Annotated in this window: 22 protein-coding genes; 3 read left to right on the plus strand and 19 right to left on the minus strand. The window is 44.9% G+C overall.

The features are described 5' to 3' along the window. Positions 1-116: 116 nt before the first annotated feature. The gene (locus V9W66_RS03925; protein ID WP_021651392.1) at positions 117-386 is read right to left on the minus strand and encodes a hypothetical protein; all 270 of its coding nucleotides are present in this window, start codon (positions 384-386) and stop codon (positions 117-119) included. Positions 387-746: 360 nt separating this feature from the next. Here V9W66_RS03925 and V9W66_RS03930 point away from each other — a divergent pair, with 360 nt between their 5' ends. After that, on the plus strand, positions 747-1514 hold the full coding sequence (locus V9W66_RS03930; RefSeq protein WP_144092401.1) for an adaptor protein MecA: 768 nt from the start codon (positions 747-749) through the stop codon (positions 1512-1514). Between the two features lie 106 nt (positions 1515-1620). Here the strand turns inward: V9W66_RS03930 and V9W66_RS03935 are convergent, their stop codons facing one another. Next, entirely contained in the window at positions 1621-1821 is a 201-nt protein-coding gene (locus V9W66_RS03935; protein WP_015527179.1) for a DUF1858 domain-containing protein, read from the minus strand. Between the two features lie 208 nt (positions 1822-2029). Between V9W66_RS03935 and V9W66_RS03940 the strand changes: the two genes are divergently transcribed. Continuing rightward, positions 2030-2200: a DUF362 domain-containing protein gene (locus tag V9W66_RS03940; RefSeq protein ID WP_015527180.1), complete on the plus strand. Its 171-nt coding sequence runs from the start codon at positions 2030-2032 to the stop codon at positions 2198-2200. A gap of 46 nt (positions 2201-2246) precedes the next feature. Here the strand turns inward: V9W66_RS03940 and V9W66_RS03945 are convergent, their stop codons facing one another. From V9W66_RS03945 to V9W66_RS04025, 17 genes are all read right to left on the minus strand, one after another. After that, positions 2247-2816 carry a MerR family transcriptional regulator gene (locus V9W66_RS03945; protein WP_144092399.1) on the minus strand — a complete coding sequence of 190 codons (570 nt, stop codon included), beginning with the start codon at positions 2814-2816 and terminating at the stop codon, positions 2247-2249. 226 nt (positions 2817-3042) lie between these two features. After that, a complete protein-coding gene (gene dnaB, locus V9W66_RS03950; protein WP_144092397.1) occupies positions 3043-4371 on the minus strand; it encodes a replicative DNA helicase in 1329 nt (442 codons plus the stop codon). Between the two features lie 3 nt (positions 4372-4374). Beyond that, on the minus strand, positions 4375-4821 hold the full coding sequence (rplI, locus tag V9W66_RS03955; RefSeq protein ID WP_015527184.1) for a 50S ribosomal protein L9: 447 nt from the start codon (positions 4819-4821) through the stop codon (positions 4375-4377). A gap of 2 nt (positions 4822-4823) precedes the next feature. Continuing rightward, a complete protein-coding gene (locus V9W66_RS03960) occupies positions 4824-6872 on the minus strand; it encodes a DHH family phosphoesterase (protein WP_144092395.1) in 2049 nt (682 codons plus the stop codon). A gap of 172 nt (positions 6873-7044) precedes the next feature. Then, positions 7045-7308, minus strand: coding sequence for a 30S ribosomal protein S18 (gene rpsR, locus V9W66_RS03965; protein ID WP_021651398.1), 264 nt, complete (start codon positions 7306-7308; stop codon positions 7045-7047). Positions 7309-7356: 48 nt separating this feature from the next. Then, on the minus strand, positions 7357-7815 hold the full coding sequence (locus V9W66_RS03970) for a single-stranded DNA-binding protein (RefSeq protein ID WP_015527188.1): 459 nt from the start codon (positions 7813-7815) through the stop codon (positions 7357-7359). A 73-nt stretch (positions 7816-7888) separates the two neighbouring features. Continuing rightward, positions 7889-8176, minus strand: a complete 288-nt coding sequence (rpsF, locus tag V9W66_RS03975; protein WP_015527189.1) for a 30S ribosomal protein S6 — start codon at positions 8174-8176, stop codon at positions 7889-7891. 115 nt (positions 8177-8291) lie between these two features. Further along, positions 8292-8486: a DUF951 domain-containing protein gene (locus tag V9W66_RS03980; protein ID WP_022426426.1), complete on the minus strand. Its 195-nt coding sequence runs from the start codon at positions 8484-8486 to the stop codon at positions 8292-8294. Between the two features lie 50 nt (positions 8487-8536). Further along, positions 8537-9259 carry an NAD-dependent protein deacylase gene (locus V9W66_RS03985; protein WP_144092393.1) on the minus strand — a complete coding sequence of 241 codons (723 nt, stop codon included), beginning with the start codon at positions 9257-9259 and terminating at the stop codon, positions 8537-8539. Positions 9260-9291: 32 nt separating this feature from the next. After that, positions 9292-10110 carry a class B sortase gene (srtB, locus tag V9W66_RS03990; protein WP_144092391.1) on the minus strand — a complete coding sequence of 273 codons (819 nt, stop codon included), beginning with the start codon at positions 10108-10110 and terminating at the stop codon, positions 9292-9294. A gap of 176 nt (positions 10111-10286) precedes the next feature. Continuing rightward, positions 10287-11159: a phosphoribosylaminoimidazolesuccinocarboxamide synthase gene (locus V9W66_RS03995; RefSeq protein WP_015527192.1), complete on the minus strand. Its 873-nt coding sequence runs from the start codon at positions 11157-11159 to the stop codon at positions 10287-10289. A gap of 124 nt (positions 11160-11283) precedes the next feature. Continuing rightward, positions 11284-12804 carry an ATP-binding protein gene (locus V9W66_RS04000; protein ID WP_144092389.1) on the minus strand — a complete coding sequence of 507 codons (1521 nt, stop codon included), beginning with the start codon at positions 12802-12804 and terminating at the stop codon, positions 11284-11286. Next, positions 12801-14087, minus strand: a complete 1287-nt coding sequence (locus tag V9W66_RS04005; protein WP_243121574.1) for a vWA domain-containing protein — start codon at positions 14085-14087, stop codon at positions 12801-12803. Before V9W66_RS04005 ends, V9W66_RS04000 begins: the two co-directional genes overlap by 4 nt. A 34-nt stretch (positions 14088-14121) precedes the next feature. Then, complete coding sequence (locus V9W66_RS04010) at positions 14122-14553, minus strand: hypothetical protein (protein ID WP_144092385.1); 432 nt, start codon at positions 14551-14553, stop codon at positions 14122-14124. Positions 14554-14710: 157 nt separating this feature from the next. After that, the gene (locus tag V9W66_RS04015; protein ID WP_330575191.1) at positions 14711-15370 is read right to left on the minus strand and encodes an SdpI family protein; all 660 of its coding nucleotides are present in this window, start codon (positions 15368-15370) and stop codon (positions 14711-14713) included. Then, positions 15357-15635, minus strand: coding sequence for an autorepressor SdpR family transcription factor (locus V9W66_RS04020; protein WP_144092383.1), 279 nt, complete (start codon positions 15633-15635; stop codon positions 15357-15359). Before V9W66_RS04020 ends, V9W66_RS04015 begins: the two co-directional genes overlap by 14 nt. Before the next feature lie 216 nt (positions 15636-15851). Beyond that, the gene (locus V9W66_RS04025) at positions 15852-16082 is read right to left on the minus strand and encodes an HPr family phosphocarrier protein (protein ID WP_110103223.1); all 231 of its coding nucleotides are present in this window, start codon (positions 16080-16082) and stop codon (positions 15852-15854) included. Between the two features lie 155 nt (positions 16083-16237). On the opposite strand from V9W66_RS04025, the gene V9W66_RS04030 reads away from it, so the two are divergent. Next, the gene (locus tag V9W66_RS04030; protein WP_144092381.1) at positions 16238-17464 is read left to right on the plus strand and encodes a 6-phosphofructokinase; all 1227 of its coding nucleotides are present in this window, start codon (positions 16238-16240) and stop codon (positions 17462-17464) included. Positions 17465-17574: the final 110 nt, after the last annotated feature.

Here is a 17574-nt window from a genome sequence, read left to right on the forward strand (position 1 = left end):
TAAAAATCGACTTTTAATAATTTTTCACAATTTCTTTAGAATTTCGGTTCCCCGCATGGTATGCATGAGTGCAGGGGATGATCGTTATCCGGGGAACCGTTTTTTCTTATGTACGGTCATTCTTTGCGAATAAGATCAAAGCTTACACAGGCGATATGGCCGTCTTCATCTTCCGTATAATCCCGCATATAGACCCCGTTTTCCGCAATCTGACAGGCTTTTGCGATTTTTTTCGGAGTGCTTGGTGCTCCATTGAGATAAAGAGAAACTCCGTTCTCACGATAAAGCTCCAGCTCCCTTCGAAGGGGTTTTGCGGATTTCTTTTTTTCCTGTGATATATTTGGCGTATCCCGACCTCCTTTCCTGGTTAGATTTTCAGAAAACACCAGCAATGGTTCTCGAAAAGCTGCAACTTCCCTGTTAGGATGATACTTGTAATAAAATATAAATAATAAAATGGGGGGAAATTTCTCTGTGTACCGACAGACTCGCCGATGAATTTCACACAGAATCCTTATCTTCAGAAAAATATGACTTTAAGTTATCGTTACTGTCTTCTTGCTTCCGGGAGGAGACAGCTTTTCTGCTTTTCATTATACCTGATTTCCCTTCAGATGCAAGTCTTTTATAAAAGAATCAGAAATTTTCTTCTTTCTCCGGTTTCTACATCTTTACATCTTGTGTATAACTGTTATATAATACAGTATGTAAAAGATTAAATTTATTTACCTATAGGATGTGATCATATGAAAATAGAAAAAATCAATGAAAATCAGATCCGCTGTACCCTGACGAAAGAAGATCTGGACAGTCATCAGATCCGTATCAGCGAACTTGCATACGGTACCGAAAAAGCCAAACGTCTCTTTCGTGATATGATGCAGCAGGCACAGATACAATTTGGTTTTGAAGCAGATAATATTCCTCTGATGATCGAGGCTATTCCTGTCAATGCCGAAAGTATTATCCTCATTATCACTAAAGTGGAAGATCCTGAAGAACTGGATACACGTTTTTCCAAATTTGCACCCTTCAAGGGCAACAAACCTTCCGATACCGTAGAGATCGATGGCGCTGACAATATCATCGATATCTTCCAGAAGCTCTGTGAATCCAAGCTTAAGGATCTTTCACAGAAACCGGAAGAAAAAAGGGCGGAAACTTCCGCCTCTCAGGCAACAGAAACTCCGGATGCATCACAGCAGTCGGCTGAGAGTTCTGTAAAGCTTATACGCCTGTACTCTTTCCCGGGGCTGGATGATGTTATTGCCGCATCTCATGGTATGAATGGGTTCTTTACCGGTGATAATACTCTCTATCGTGAAGGAGAAGACGGTGTCTATCAGCTGGTACTTCATCAGTCAGACTGTACACCTGAAGAATTTAACAAGGTCTGCAATATCCTTTCCGAGTATGGCATCGGCCGCGCATTCACACCAGCCGGTGAAGCCTACCTCAGAGAGCACTGTGCACTGATTGCTGATCATGCACTTCAGAAGCTTCTGAATATCTGACAAACCAAATATCCTACAGACAAACAAACCGCTGTCGGAATGCGATCCATATGATCTGCATTTCCCGACAGCGGTCCTTTTGTTTCAGCAAAAAAGCTTCTGTTTATTACTCACCAAGAAAATCATTGATCTGAGCTACGAGGACATCTGCGTCCAGGCCATGGACCATTGCTGCTTCTTCCAGAGATTCCATCTGTGAAGACGGGCAGCCAAGACAATGCATTCCTGCTCTCATCAGGATCGGTGCGATATTCGGGTCTACAGTGAGCAGTTCTCCGATCAGCATGCTCTTTGTAACTTTTGCCATGATTGTATTCTCCTTTACTGTTTTATCGAAATATTTTCATTCCGTTCTGCTATTATAATACGAATCCGGAATGGAATCAACGGGTTACGGATTTTCAGTTTTGTTTATAAATTTATACTTGTATTCTTTATGCAGATATATTAAAATGTGGATAGAATCCCTGGTAGGGGATACATACAATACACAATTTAAAAGGAGGATATCAATTATGGCATATGTAATTTCTGACGAGTGCGTTAGCTGTGGAACATGTGAGGGTGAGTGCCCGAACGAGGCTATTTCTCAGGGAGACGAGCATTATGTAATCGACGCAGACGCTTGTGTTGACTGCGGAACATGCGCTGAGGCCTGTCCAGTTGGTGCTATCTCTGCTGAGTAATGCATCATTAGCTTGATAAGCTGCTATAATGAATGAGGCTGCCGGTTTACCGGCAGCCTTTTCTGTTTTTTTTATTCTTTTTTCCCTCACAGGAAGCTGCCGCTTCTCTTCTTGCCTGCTGCTGCCTGCGGATCGCTTCATCCAGAGAACGACACCGGTACTCTCCTTCTTTCTTTCTCTGCATTTCCTCACGGATCAGGCGTTCCATGATTTCCTGAAACTCCAGTATCTTATCGTTATCTGCTCCGCACTTCTCTGTATTCCCGGATTCCGTTTTTTCCATGAATTCCTTTTCAGATCCCGTTTTTTTCATTGGGATATCTTCAAGCTCAACAGCTTCTCCATCCAGGATCCTGATACCAGATTCTGAAAAATCCGGTGTATCTGTCTTTCTTACCTCCGGTGGGATCAGTGTACGGATTGCTTTCAACTGAAGTCCTTTACTTTTCAGCTCATTTATTTTAAGAAAAAGCTGGATATCAAACGGTGTATAATAGCGATGTCCCAGTTCATTGCGTCCGATCCGAAGCTCCAGTTCTTCCTCCCAGTAACGCAGGACATAAGATTTCACTCCGGTCAGTGTTACGGCCTGTCTGACTGTATATCTTTTTTCCATTGTGAACGCCCCCTTATATAGAGATTCACTGCTGCTGTCTACAGTATAACCCCTGAGATCAGGAAATAGCAAGAATAATCGGTTGACATAATTTTACCAAATATGACTCTTTGCCTATATCCATAGCATCCCGAACTCCACGATCACACAGACAAAAATACAAAAAGCCATCAGGATAACTGTAAGCTTTCATCCTGACAGCCTTTCATTTACCGTCTGCACGGCTCTATTTTTTCATATTTACAAACTGGGTATATCTCGGCAGCCATACCAGCTCCACAGTTCCGATAGGACCGTTTCTCTGCTTGGCTATGATAATTTCCGCAATGTCTTTCTTCTCGGTATCTTTGTGATAATAATCATCTCGATAGATAAACATGACCACATCCGCATCCTGCTCAATAGCTCCGGACTCTCGAAGATCCGAAAGCATTGGCCTGTGATCCGGTCTCTGTTCCACTGCACGGCTAAGCTGTGATAACGCAATTACCGGTACATCGATCTCTCTTGCCAACGCTTTCAGCGATCGTGAAATATCTGAAATTTCCTGCTGTCTGGAATCCGATTTTCCACTTCCGCTCATCAGCTGAAGATAATCGATCATGATGATCCCCAGATTATGCTCAAGCTTATATTTTCTGCATTTGGAACGGAGCTCCGCAATGGAGATTCCAGGTGTATCATCAATAATAAGATTGGAGCCACCGATAATATCCGCTCCTTCTACCAGCTTCGTCCAGTCCTCATCTTTCAGATTTCCGGTACGGAGATTCTGGGAATCCACGTGAGATTCCATAGCAAGAAGACGGTTTACCAGCTGCTCCTTGGACATCTCCAGACTGAAAATAGCCACGGTCACATCTTTACGAAACGCCATATACTGGGCAATATTCAATACAAAGGCAGTTTTTCCCATGGAAGGTCGGGCTGCGATCAGTACAAGATCGGACGCGTGCATACCGGAAGTCTTATAATCCAGATCCACAAATCCGGTCGGGATCCCGGTAACGGAGCCCTTCAGCTTGGAAGCCTTCTCAATATTGCTGACTGCATTCAACACAACCTGCTGGATCGGCACATAATCGCTGCCATTTGTTCTCTGCAAAATATTAAACAGCTTTTTCTCGGATTCCTCAAGTATGGTTTCCGTACTGTCCTTTTCCAGATAACAGGCATTGGCAACTTCTTCCGTAGTCCGTATCAGCCGACGGAGAACTGCCTTTTCGCTTACGATATTGGCATAATATTTCACATTGGCTGATGTAGGAACTGCTGCGATCAGATCACGGACATATTCCATACTGCTGATGTCCGGCGGAAGCTCTTTCTCCCTGAGACGATTCTGCAGAGTGATCAGATCTACCGGCTGTCCTTCATTACAGAGCTCCACCATGGCATCAAAAATGATGCCATATTGTTTTTGATAAAAATCATCACTGGTCAGGATCTCGGAAGCCACCAGGATCGCATCACGATCCAGGATCATGGATCCGATCACTGACTGCTCTGCCTCAATGCTGTGAGGCAGAATCCTCTTGATCAGTGCTTCTTCCATTGATTACGCCTCTTTTACCCAGACTTTGAGACTTCCGGTTACCTTCGGATGAAGTCGTACCGGAACATTGGTAACACCCAGGTTACGGATTGGATTCTCCAGCTGGAGCTTTTTCTTATCGATATCAAGATTCAGCTGTTTTTTGGCTGCCTCTGAGATTTCTTTTGAGGATACAGAACCGAATGTTCTTCCGCCTTCACCTACCTTCAGAGTAAGGATAACCTCCTTTGTGGAAAGCTCCTCTGCAAATGCCTTGGCAGCGTCCAGGTTTTCCTGGGCAACCTTTTCTTCATTTGCCTTACGGAGTTTCAGGTCATTGAGATTCTTGGATGTAGCTTCAACACCAAGCTTTTTTGGCAGGATCATGTTTCTTGCATATCCGTCACTTACATTTACGATCTGTCCCTTTTTACCCAGGGATTTAACATCTTCCAGAAGAATTACTTTCATTTCTATTTGTCCCCTTCCTGATATAACTGGTCTATAATTTCTTTCAGCATTCTTTCGGTCTCATCCAAGGTGTCTTTCACCTGTGCACCGGCAATATTCAGATGTCCGCCGCCGCCCATCCGTTCCATCATGACCTGTACATTCACTTCATCAATGGCTCTGGCACTGATGTAAACCTCATTATTATAGCTGGTAAGAACAAAAGATGCCTTGACTCCTGCGATATTGAGCAGCTCATTGGCCGCCTGTGCTCCTACAACGGTAGGACTTTCCAGACCTTCACTCGGACATCTTGCAATGGCAAAATAATCTCTGTAGATCTCCGCAGTACGAACTGCCTCCGCTCTCGCCTTATAGGAATCAATATTATCCCGGAGCATCTTACGTACACGTGTCACATCTGCTCCGCATCTGCGCAGGAATGCTGCTGCCTCAAAGGTACGCACACCCGCTCTTGTTGTAAAGTTGTTGGTATCGATCATGATACCCGCATAAATACAGTCCGCCTCAATACTGCGAAGCTTCAGCCCGTCTGCAAAATACTGCAGGATCTCTGCGATCATCTCGCAGCTTGAGGATGCATATGGCTCCACATAGGACAGAACTGCATTCTGGATCACCTCGCTGCCGCGGCGGTGATGATCCAATACCACAATGGTCTTTGTCATATAGAGAAGATCCTGGCATTCGGTATAGCTTGGCTTGTTGGTATCCACCACAATTACTACCGTATTGTTATCCACCAGTTCTTTGGCCTGATTACTGTCCACAAACATGGACGGCTCATAATCCGAATTCTCCATAAATCCACTCATCAGCGGCCGAATGGATGTGGTCGGATCATTGATCACAATATGCACCGGCTTACCAAGAGTCTTACCGGCACGGTAAATACCGATCCCAGCTCCCAGAGCATCCACATCTGTGATCTTGTGTCCCATAACCACCACTCGATCCTTGGTGCTCATAAATTCCTTCAGAGCCTGAGCCTTCACTCGTGCCTTCACTCGGGTTGATTTCTCCATCTGCTGTGCCTTGCCGCCAATGTAGGTAATATTATTTTCATTTTTGATCACTACCTGATCACCGCCACGGCCCAGTGCCATCTCAATGGCAATTCTGGCATATTCGTAATTCTGGATATACGTAGAAGCATTCAGACCGATTCCGATACTTAATGTCACAGCCATTTCATTTCCGATGTTAACCGTCTTAACCTCATCCAGGATATGAAAACGCTGTTCCTTCAGTGTTTCCAGTGAACTCTGGCGCATGATCAGAAGATATTTATCTTTCTCCAGTTTCTTCACAAGGCCGTCAAAGTTGTAAAAATACTTGGTGATCTTTCGGTCGATCAGTGCGATAAGCAGAGATCTTCTCACATCCTCCACGCTCTCCAGTGCTTCTTCATAATTATCCAGATAAGCCAGTGCTACAACAAGCTTGTTATCCTCATTTTTCTGGATGTATTCCTTAAGCTCTGTTTCATCATAAAGATACATGGCGATCAGACTGACATTCTGGGACATATTCTCCAGAATATCCGCATGGCTGACTACTTCACCCATAGTCACCCGCTGCATGGAAACCCGATAGATCCGATCCCCGAAATGTATACTCATCTCGGAAATTTCCGGTTCATCGGCTACAGGAAGCTTGTCCGGAGTAATATCCGGAAAAACTGTGCTGATATTTTTTTTATAAAACTGATCTCTCCCCGTGATCTCTGAAAAAATACGGTTGGACCAGATCATGCGGCCTTCCATATCCATAATGGCATAAGGAAGCGCCAGTTCTTCCAGCATCCGCTTTTCTACCACATCATACTGATTTGCAAATGCAATCATATCATTGATGATCAGCGGTTTGTGATATCGAAAAAGCTGTACTGCGATAAAAATATAGATCACAGTACCTACAGACACCAGAATTCCGGCCTTTACACTTACAATAAACACCAGCAGGTCCAGCAGCACGACCAGGACCGAAAGGTACAGCGGCCAGCGCATGAAGTGTTTCATAGGCCCATTGAATTTAACTTTGTTGTTCATTGCTTTTTCCTGTTCTTAATGTAATTTAACCCACAAGTTATTTAACATTATACCAGATTTCTTATTATAATTCCATAGCAATGATAAAATCTGTTTTGCTCATAAAAAAACAGGACCGCTGCCTCCAGATGACTGCTCATCTGTTTCGCAACGACCCCGTATAAGATCAGAATTAGTCCTGAACATATGGCATCAGGGACATATGACGTGCTCTCTTAACAGCAACTGTCAGTGCTCTCTGATGTTTCGCACAGTTACCTGTAATTCTTCTCGGGAGAATTTTACCTCTCTCGGAAACATACTTTCTTAACTTTGCTACATCCTTGTAATCGATCTCGTTATTCTCTTTACCGCAGAATACACAAACTTTTTTTCTTCTGCGTCCGCCTCTTCTCTTCATCGGAGAATCTGGTCTCTCGCCTCTATTGTAAGCCATGATTGTTTCCTCCTATCTTATTCGTCTCATCTGTCTTGATCAGATGTTCTAATTGAACGGCAGCTCCTCATCAATTCCATCTGGAATGTTCATGAAGCCGTCGGCGCTTGCTGCGCTCGGACTCGGCATAGACGTTGCAGGTGCTGCCTCTGTTCTCGGATGAGCTGCTGCATAGCTGTCGCTTGATGCTTTGCTCTCAGCAAATTCCTGATCCTCAACAACAACCTCTGTCGTATAAACCTTCTGTCCCTCACGGTTCGTATAGCTTCCTGTCTGGATACGTCCCGTAACTGCAATTTTCAGTCCCTGTCTGAAATACTTTTCCGCAAATTCTGCTGTACGTCCGAAAGAAACACAGCTGATAAAATCAGCACTTGCCTCTCCGTCACGACGGAATCTGCGATCAACTGCCAGTGTATATCTGGCGATTGCCAGGGCATTTTCTCCTGCGGAATATCTTACCTCAGGATCTCTTGTCAAGCGTCCCATTAATATTACTTTGTTCATCGTTCTACCTCTCTTATGATTTCACTTAACTGAACAGGTTCTTAATGGTGTTTTCGAAAATCCGCTGCAAAAATTATGCCTCTTTCTTGACAACCAGGTATCTTAATACATTGTCCATGATGCGGACATGTCTCTCGATCTCCGCCGGGCACTGAGAATCTGCTTCAAACTGAATAAAATAGTAGAAGCCTTCATGCATTTTCTGAATCTCGTAAGCTAATTTCTTCTTACCCCATTCTTCAACTTCTGTGATCACGCCGTTGTAACGTGTGATGTAGCCTTTTGCTTTCTCAACTACAGCGTCACGTGCTTCGTCCTCAAGCTTAGCGCTCACAACTAATGCTAACTCGTACTTGTTCATGCTTGTCTTAACCTCCTTATGGTCTTTTGGCCCTTTGCCTGTCAAAGAGCAAGGATATGAAATATATCACGGTTGTTGATTTTAACACATCTCTCCCGTGATGTAAAGCATAAATTTAATTTTTTTCAATTTTTTTCAAATCTCGTGTATTTTTCTCAACCAGCTTACGCGCCACCATGATCTGATGTCCGCAGCCCTTGCATTTCAGGCGGAAATCCGCTCCTACGCGAAGGATCTCCCATTCTTTACTGCCACAGGGATGAGCCTTCTTCAGTGTGACAATATCTCCAACTTCATAATTTAATCCCATTTGTTACTCCTCATTTTTATTTTTGCAGATCATCCCAGGTTCCCATATTTTCAGACTCTTATCTGAGAAAACACCTGCCCGATTGGTTCTTTAATAAGAAGATCCGCATATTTATCCCTCGGTGTCGGTGCCTTGTTGACCACCACCAGATGATTTCCCCGGAAATAATCGATCAGGCCTGCTGCCGGATATACCGCCAGAGAAGTTCCCCCGATGATCAGCACCTCCGCCTCCGAGATCACTCTTACTGATTCCTGGATCGTATAGTCATCCAGCCCTTCCTCATAAAGGACCACATCCGGCTTAATCATGCCACCGCAGCTACACCGCGGAACACCTTTCGATTCCTTCATATATTTAAAATCATAGAATTTCCCGCATTTCACACAATGATTTCGGTAAACGCTTCCGTGAAGCTCCAGGACCTTTTTACTTCCTGCCATCTGGTGAAGATTATCGATATTCTGAGTGATCACAGCCTTCAGCTTTCCTGTTTTCTCCATCTCCGCCAGCTTCAGATGTGCCGCATTCGGCTTTGCAGTATCACAAAGCATCTTATCTCTGTAAAATTTAAAGAATTCCTCAGGTTTTCGCATAAAAAATGTATGGCTTAAGATTGTTTCCGGCGGGTAATCATATTTCTGGTTATACAGTCCGTCCTGGCTTCGAAAATCCGGGATCCCGCTTTCTGTTGAAACACCTGCACCGCCGAAAAATACAATATTTCTGCTCTCATCAATGATCTTTTGTAATTTTTCTATCTCATTTCCCATATCATTTCCTCCCAAACTTATCCGCAAAAGCTCTACTGTGGGTTCACCGCATTCACTCTTTTTCCCTGTACCACAAAACGTGTTGCCTGATTGCCGGTACAGGTTGATAATGTAACGATCTTATCCTTCACATTGGCTTCACTTGCAGTGGCATCTGTTCTGATCTCCGAATTCTGGAACATTTTTTTCTCATATTCCAGAAACTCTTTGCCAGGTCCCTTAAATAAGGTATACGTATCGCTGTTCACAGAAGTCGTATACGCTGCAATGATCTCATACCGGTAATCTTTTTCCGGTGTGAGGATCCAGAAATATTTGCTGGCATTGTAAAGCGTCTCATCAGCTCTGTATTTTTTCAACATTCCAAACATGGAACCATTCTTCATGTTGTGTCCGTACACCAGGGTATTACAATCGCTGAAATCCCTTCTGTTCTCATAATCAATAAAGATCGTTCCCGCAAAATTATAATTTTTCTCATATGTCTGGTGCAGATAAAAATTATTATCCTCTCCCTGTACCACCGGATAACTGATCTCAGGCAATGCCTCCATATAGATCCAGCCGATCACATCCTCATTGATACTCCTGAGAGAATCAAAATCAACACGCACAGGTGCTACAGGCTGTTCATCCGGCTGATTCATCTCTTCCACCTGGTCCGGATCACGTTCTGTCACTGCCATTTCGGAAATGCTGTTATATTCATCGGTTCCTTTTTTATATTCTGTATAAATATGATAAAGGTTAAAAGCTGCATAACAGAAAATACAGATTGCCACGATCAGAACGATCGTCAGAATATGATCTCCAACTGTTTTTTTCTTTTTCACCTTGTTTTTCCTGCTCATAATCACACTCCTTTAAATCTGTCAGGATCATCTGGTTTCTGTATTTATTATAAATATCCCTCCGTTTTCTTGCAACCGTTTTGTTTTTGTCCTGTTTTATACAGAAAGAAGCCGCCTCGGAATGGGCATCCGAAGCGGCTTGTAAGGTATGTTCTATTTCAGAGCTGCTGTTATTTTCAGGCCAGTTCTTTTCCTGTAAGCATTTTGTATGCCTGGAGATATTTCTCGATAGTCTTGTCAACGATCTCCTGCGGAAGTGTCCAGTCGTTGTCCGGATTGGCTTTCAGCCAGTCACGTGCAAACTGTTTGTCAAAGGATGGCTGACCATGTCCTGGTTCATAGCCTTCTGCCGGCCAGAAACGGGAGCTGTCCGGTGTCAGCATCTCATCACCGATGACCATGTTTCCGTCCTCATCAAGACCAAACTCGAATTTTGTATCTGCAATGATGATTCCCTTGCTGAGTGCATACTCTGCACATTTTTTGTAAAGAGCAATGGTGTTGTCACGAAGCTTTTCTGCATACTCGCGTCCTTTTCCCGGGAAGTATTTCTCAAGATGATCGATACTCTGCTCAAAGGAAATATTCTCATCGTGATCACCGATCTCAGCCTTGGTAGATGGTGTGTAGATCGGTTCAGGCAGCTTGTCGGATTCCTTCAGTCCCTCCGGAAGCTTGATGCCGCATACAGTGCCGTTCTCCTTGTAGCTTGCCCAGCCGCTTCCTGTGATGTATCCACGTACGATACACTCAATCGGCAGCATGTTCAGTTTACGGCACATCATGGATTTTCCTTCGAATTTCTCCTGCTGAAAAAACTCCGGCATATCCTTGGTATCTACAGAGATCATGTGGTTCGGAAGAATGTCCTCAGTCATGTCAAACCAGAATTTGGACATCTGGGTCAGTACAGCACCTTTCTTTGTAACTTCGTTATTCAGAATTACGTCAAAGCAGCTGATACGGTCTGTTGCAACCATGATCAGACTGTCTCCATTGTCATAGATCTCACGTACTTTACCTTCTTTGATTGGTTTTAATTCCTGCATGTTCTCACACCTCATCATTCGGTTATTTGATTTTTGTTTTCGACACCGTTACCGTATCACCTCACAAGCCCTCCTGTCAAGATATCAGGCCCCTTTCAGTCATAAGTATTCGTTAAGGGATCATTCATATTTCTAATAGTGATGCACATTCCTCCTGAAGCTTTTTCTCCTGTTTCCGGTAAAGAAGCTTCTCACTGCAGGCAAAATAAGGATCACAGCCATACTCCCGGATAAAGGCCGCCGCATGACTGTTCCGGGTCAGTCCGGTGACAAAAAGCACCGTTTCCTGTCCGTCCCCGAAGCATTCCTTCATAAATGTAAATGCCTGTTCCAGCTCCCCGCTGATCTTTTTCGCACAGGCCTTTCTCTTCTCCGCCATTTCCGTAAAAAGCTGCCGGATCCGTTCAAAGCCAGCCTCTGTTTCTGTGACATGCTCCTTTCGGATAGTAAGGCTGAATTCCTCCAGAGTGCGGATCACAAGCTCTTCCGTAGTCTGCTGATCTGCGGTAAGAAGCTCCGCCTCCAGACGGACAGCCAGACTTTTCTTCTTCATATCTGTAAATTCATCCAGCGCTGTCATGTCCTTTTTATCCTGAAGAAAAGCTTTCAGATGCAGAAGTTCCTGATAAACAGCGCCTGTCTCACCATCCATCTTCTCATAGGTCAGAAAACTTCCGTTCAGACCGTCAAGCAGAAGCCCTGTCACAAGGAAGCGTTCCTCAAAGGAAGCATCCTTCGCCATTTTTACCTTCTTCTGCTGTTCCTCCTCCGGCATCTCTCCGGAAAGCAGGCGTCCCAGGCCATAGTCCTCTCCGTACTTCCGGTACAGCTGATAGCTGGCAAAAAAGCTTCTTGCGATCTCCTCTCTGCATAAATACTCCCCGACCAGATTCTCTGTGATCTCCACACCCAGCTCCTCATAAGCCTTCAGGATCTCAGACAGGTCTTCCCAGCCTCTTGCTGTCACGAAGAATTTCCCGTCCACTGTATTCTCCACAGAATAAAAATGATCCTTTTTCATACCGAGATAAGCCAGGATCGATCCGTGGATCTCCTTTTTCCAGGCATACTCCATCCACACCTCAAGATCTGCCTCAATATCCATCCTCCGCACACGGTCCAGTGTTACAATATCAAACTCCCGGACTGATTTATTATATTCCGGAGGATTTCCTGCTGCCGCGATCAGCCATCCTTCCGGCACGCTGTGGCTTCCGAAGGTCTTGTTCTGAAGGAACTGCAGCATGGTAGGCGCAAGTGTCTCGGAGACACAGTTGATCTCATCGATAAACAGGATTCCCTCCTTCTTTCCGGTACGTTCCATACAATCATACACAGAAGCAATGATCTCGCTTAAGGTATACTCTGTGATGCTGACCTCTTTTCCGTTGTAGCACCGGGTCACGATCCTTGGCAGTCCTACCGCACTCTGTCTTGTATGATGGGTAATGGTATAGGCTACCAGACCTACATTACATTCCTCTGCCACCTGCTCCATGATCGCTGTTTTCCCGATTCCTGGAGGCCCCATAAGCAGGATGGGACGCTGTCGGAGTTTGGGAAATGTATAGCGCCCGGCTGCATCCTTCCGGTTGTAAGCCAGTAAGGTATGTTTGATCTCTTCTTTTGCCTCTTTTATGTTCATGTTCTGTAACGCACTCCTTCCTGCTCTGCCACAAGCCGGATCGCCCAGGGCGGAACAAGCCCCATTTTTTCTGTTTTATGTAAAAATACAAAGGCCGTTTCATAATCCGGTTTGCTTCCTGGATATATCCCGTCCCCGTCTGTAAAATAGATCAGAGCCTTAAGACTGCGGATTTCTTTTTTCTCCTGCTGCTCCTTCACATACCGGAACACCGGCCGGAAATCTGTTCCGCCCCGGCCCTGTATGGTGATATTTTTGCTGTATTCCTTCCATTCTTCCTCGGAATGGATCACCTTAACATCCTGGATACAGCAGTCACACTGGATCAGGTACACCTTCATTTTATGGAAAAAATTCTCTTTTTCACTGAGAATGGAATACGTTTCTCCAAGGAATCTCCGCACAGTCTCTCCATCACAGGAGCCGGAAGTATCAATGGCGATCACCAGCTCCTCCAGACGGTTCACTTCCTTATATTCCAGCGGCTCGATCAGCGGAAGATTTCCATAATGCTCCATCCCGTAATTATAAAAAATATAATCAAAGCTTTCCGTATCCAGCTCCACCTCTTCCCGCAGCACAGAAAACTGACGGAGAAATTTTTTGTAATCGTACCTTCCGGAGCTTACCGTTCCTGCCTCTTCCTTCTGGTCCCCTTTCTGGCTTCCCCGCCGTTTCCGGTGATCCTGACGGTTTGCGGCAGTATAGGAAAGAAGCTTGTTCCATTTTTCCTTTGTTCTTTTTCCCTTTTCTCCTGTGCAGATATCCCACAGGGTGTGGTCATCAAAATGAAAGGCTTCCTCCAGTTCTTCCAGGTGAAACGGAAAAGCCTGTTCCTTCAGCTTCCGGCATATCTTTTCTGCGGAATCCGACCTGTCTCCCAGAATATGAAAAACCTTTTCACGGATTTTTTTCGCATCGCCGCCTGTCTCCAGAATCAGGATCTTTTCCCTGGAAATGATCTGTTCCACCGCAATATCACAGGCCAGGTTCCATAAGCGTCTGTCCTCCTGCTTCTCCCGAAAAAGGTGCAGATACAGACAGTGCAGCAGCATATGCAGATAACCTCTTCGCACTGCCTCCGGCTTTTTTACATAAAGCTTCAGAAGATATTCCGGGGAAAAAAGAAAAAAAACTCCATCTGTTCCAATGGTTCCGGTCTGCTCTGAGCCCTTCCCGGAAATGCAGGCAAAAGCACCGTCCAGATATGGAAAATAGTAGTACAGTTCGTTCCTTATATTTTCCAGGATATGTATTCCAAGCTCTTCCTGCCTCCGTTCCACCGAATCCGCCTCCATTCCCGATTTCCTGAAAAAATCACAGCTCGAATTTCTTCTCTTTAAATCCATAATTTGCTTTTTTCAAATGGAGAAGTCCCATCAGCGCTGCAGGTCTCCTCCACTCTTCAGCCAGTTTCAGGAACACCTCCAGCTCCTGTTCCCCAAACCATTCGTTCCCATAAAGCTTCTCGATCTTTTCCCATTCATCTTCCAGGATCAGGCGTTCCACAGCCGGACGGATCCTTTTCTTAAGATATGCTCCATAATGCGCGCGTTCCTCTTCCTCCACACCTTCCTCCAGAAAATATCCCCGCAGGGCAGCTGCCAGCCGCAGCGGCTCCTGCTTGGTACTTCCGAATTTCCGGTAAAGATGAATGGCCTCTTCTTTGGCATCCTCGTTCTCTGCCCTCATTTCAAGAGCAGTGGCAGCAACTTCCACATCTTTTTGAAAACGGCTTAATTCTGTCATAATGATCCCTCCTGTCTGCTGTCTGTTTATAGTGTTCGAGGAAATGCTTTTGTATGACATTATCATATCACGTACCGCTTTGTTTGAACATTATTTTTTGATAAAAAAGAAGCCGCCACTGCCTTTTTTCTGACAGTGACGGTCCGAAATTATTTTCTCAGATTCCCTTTTTATAAAGAATAAATGAATAGATCATTGGCACAAGGATGGCCAGCAAAATTACCGCAAAAACAATTTCCGTTTTCAGGAGCAGCGAATTCATAAGAAAAAGCAGCCCTGACAGGATCAGTATCCAGCCTGTCATACGGTTGGTACGGTTCCAGTTCTCCTCGCTGTTCAAGGTCCAGGGAAGCTTCACTCCCACTGTATAATTCTGTTTCACCTTATGAACGTAATTTCCGAGAATGATAAACATGCTCCCCACCATGATATTCACGATCACACCTATATCAATGTCCATACCCAGAGCAAGACCATAGATTGACATGCAGGTGATCACAGACACCACCGGAACCAGCCACAGGACCATGGTAAAAATACGCCTGTTGATATTTTTTCTCTTTGGATCATTGGCTGTAAAAAACACGCAAAACAGATGGATCAGCAAAAGCAGAAACGGAATTCCAAAAACTGCCATCGGCTTGCTGCTCCAGCCGTTGGCCAGATTATGCTGATCAAAATGTGTTGCGATCTTCTCCGGCAGACGGTTCCACAGCAGGATCCCTGCCAGTGACGGTGAGATCGTAAGGATACTCCCGGAGATCAGGGACATTTTATATTCCTTCAGAAACTCTTTTCTTTCTTCAACTTTCATCATTCTTTCCCCCTTTCAGATCACTGAGCCACAGAAGCAGCTCATCAACAACTGTGGTATTCAGTTCGTAATACACGAAATTCTTCACCTTCGTCTCCCACACAAGATCTGCTTTCTTCAAAATTTTCAGATGATAGGATATGGTTGCGCCTGTCATGTCAAAATGTCCTACGATCTCACCGGCTGACATTTTCCCGTTTTTCAGAAGCTGCAGGATTTCTCTCCGCACAGGATCCGAAAGCGCCTTGAAGGTTTCCGCAAACGCCATCGTGTATATCTTCCTCCTTTTGGATAGTATTTAGAAATATTTCTAAATAGAATATAACATTTTCGGATTTCCCAGTCAATAAGTATTTAGATTTTTTTCTAAATACTTACCTTTGTCATCTATAAAAAAATGAGGATACCGACCATCGCCTCTGCGACCTTACGATACCCTCATTCACCATCGATCAACCATTATTTATTTTTTCCCCTCTTAAACCTACCTCATGCAAAAACCAAGACTGGATGTGATCTCCGGCGCAAGCTCCGGCACATGTGCACAAAAATCCATCTCTCTGCCAAGGCCAATGGATGCAACTCCAAGAATGGATTTGCCATTTACTGTTCTGCTTCCCCTTTTCAGATCCACTGCAAACGGAAAATGCTCTGTCACATCAAGAAAACGGTTCACTTCATCCATGCTCTCAAACTGTACTTTTCTTACTGTCATCGTTTTTTCACCTCTTTTCTCTTCCTATACTATTATATTACTATGATATAACCATTTGCATAGAGTATTTTTTTTAGAAAAAAGGTGATTTTTTTAGATGTTATCTTCTCCTATTTCTGTTACAATATAAAAAACAACACACAGGAGGTATCAGAATGTCAAAAAAGAACCTTATCGCAGGACAATCCGGCGGACCGACCGCAGCTATCAACAGCAGTCTTTACGGTGTGGTATCGGAAGCACTTAAACATACAGAGGAGATCGACCACGTTTATGGTATGGTCAACGGCATTGAGGGATTTTTAAACGGAACAGTCCTTGATTTCCAGGAAGCACTTCCGGGAGAGCAGCTTCTCGCTCTTACCTGGACACCCGGCGCCTATCTCGGCTCCTGCCGTTACAAGCTTCCGGAATCCCTGGAGGATCCGGTTTATCCGAAGCTTTTTCAGAAATTCGAGGAGATGAACATCGGCTGGTTCTTTTATATCGGCGGCAACGATTCCATGGATACCGTCAGCAAGCTTTCCCGCTATGCTGAAAAGATCGGCAGCGACATCCGTATCCTCGGTGAGCCGAAGACCATTGATAACGACCTTGTAAACACCGACCATACTCCCGGATTCGGAAGTGCTGCCCGCTACGTAGCCTCCACCGTCCGTGAGATCACCCTGGACGCCTGTGTCTATGAGAAAAAATCCGTCACCATCATCGAGATCATGGGACGTCACGCAGGCTGGCTCACCGGAGCTGCTGCCCTTGCCCGTAAATACGTTGGAGACAATCCGCTTCTCATTTATCTTCCGGAAACCGATTTCGATGTAGATGAATTTCTCCAGAAAGTTCATGCTGCCTTCGAGAAAAACTGCAACGTCGTAGTCTGTGTATCTGAGGGAATCCATGATAAAGACGGCACTTTCATCTGCGAATACGACAGCGCTGCCGGAACCGACGCCTTCGGTCACAAGATGCTTGCTGGCTGCGGTAAATATCTTGAGAATCTTGTACGCAGCCGTCTTGGTGTCAAAGCCCGCTCCGTAGAGCTCAATGTAAGCCAGCGCTGCTCTGCAGCCATGCTCGCCGGAACAGACCAGCAAGAAGCCATCCTCGCCGGTGAATTTGGTGTACAGGCTGCCCTGAACGGCGAAACCGGAAAGATGATCGCATTTAAACGTCAGAGTGATTCTCCGTACTCCATGAAATGTACACTGGAGGATGTCAACGTTATCTGCAACGAAGAAAAGACGGTCCCTGTGGAATGGATCACAGAAGACGGCTCCGATGTCACAGAAGACTTTATCCGCTATGCCCGCCCGCTGATCCAGGGAACTGTAAATGTTCCGGTTGGTGAGGATGGACTGCCGGCGTTCGTGTATCGGAAATAAGATTTGTGGTAATGCGGATAAAAATATCCACATTTGCTGCGTAACTCTGTCCTGAGTAACTGTTTATCCGTCATTCGATAAAAAATGCACCGGGAATTCCTGATAGTTCC

The sequence above is a fragment of the Blautia massiliensis (ex Durand et al. 2017) genome, assembly GCF_051861785.1.
GTDB classification, from domain to species: Bacteria; Bacillota; Clostridia; order Lachnospirales; family Lachnospiraceae; genus Blautia_A; species Blautia_A luti_A.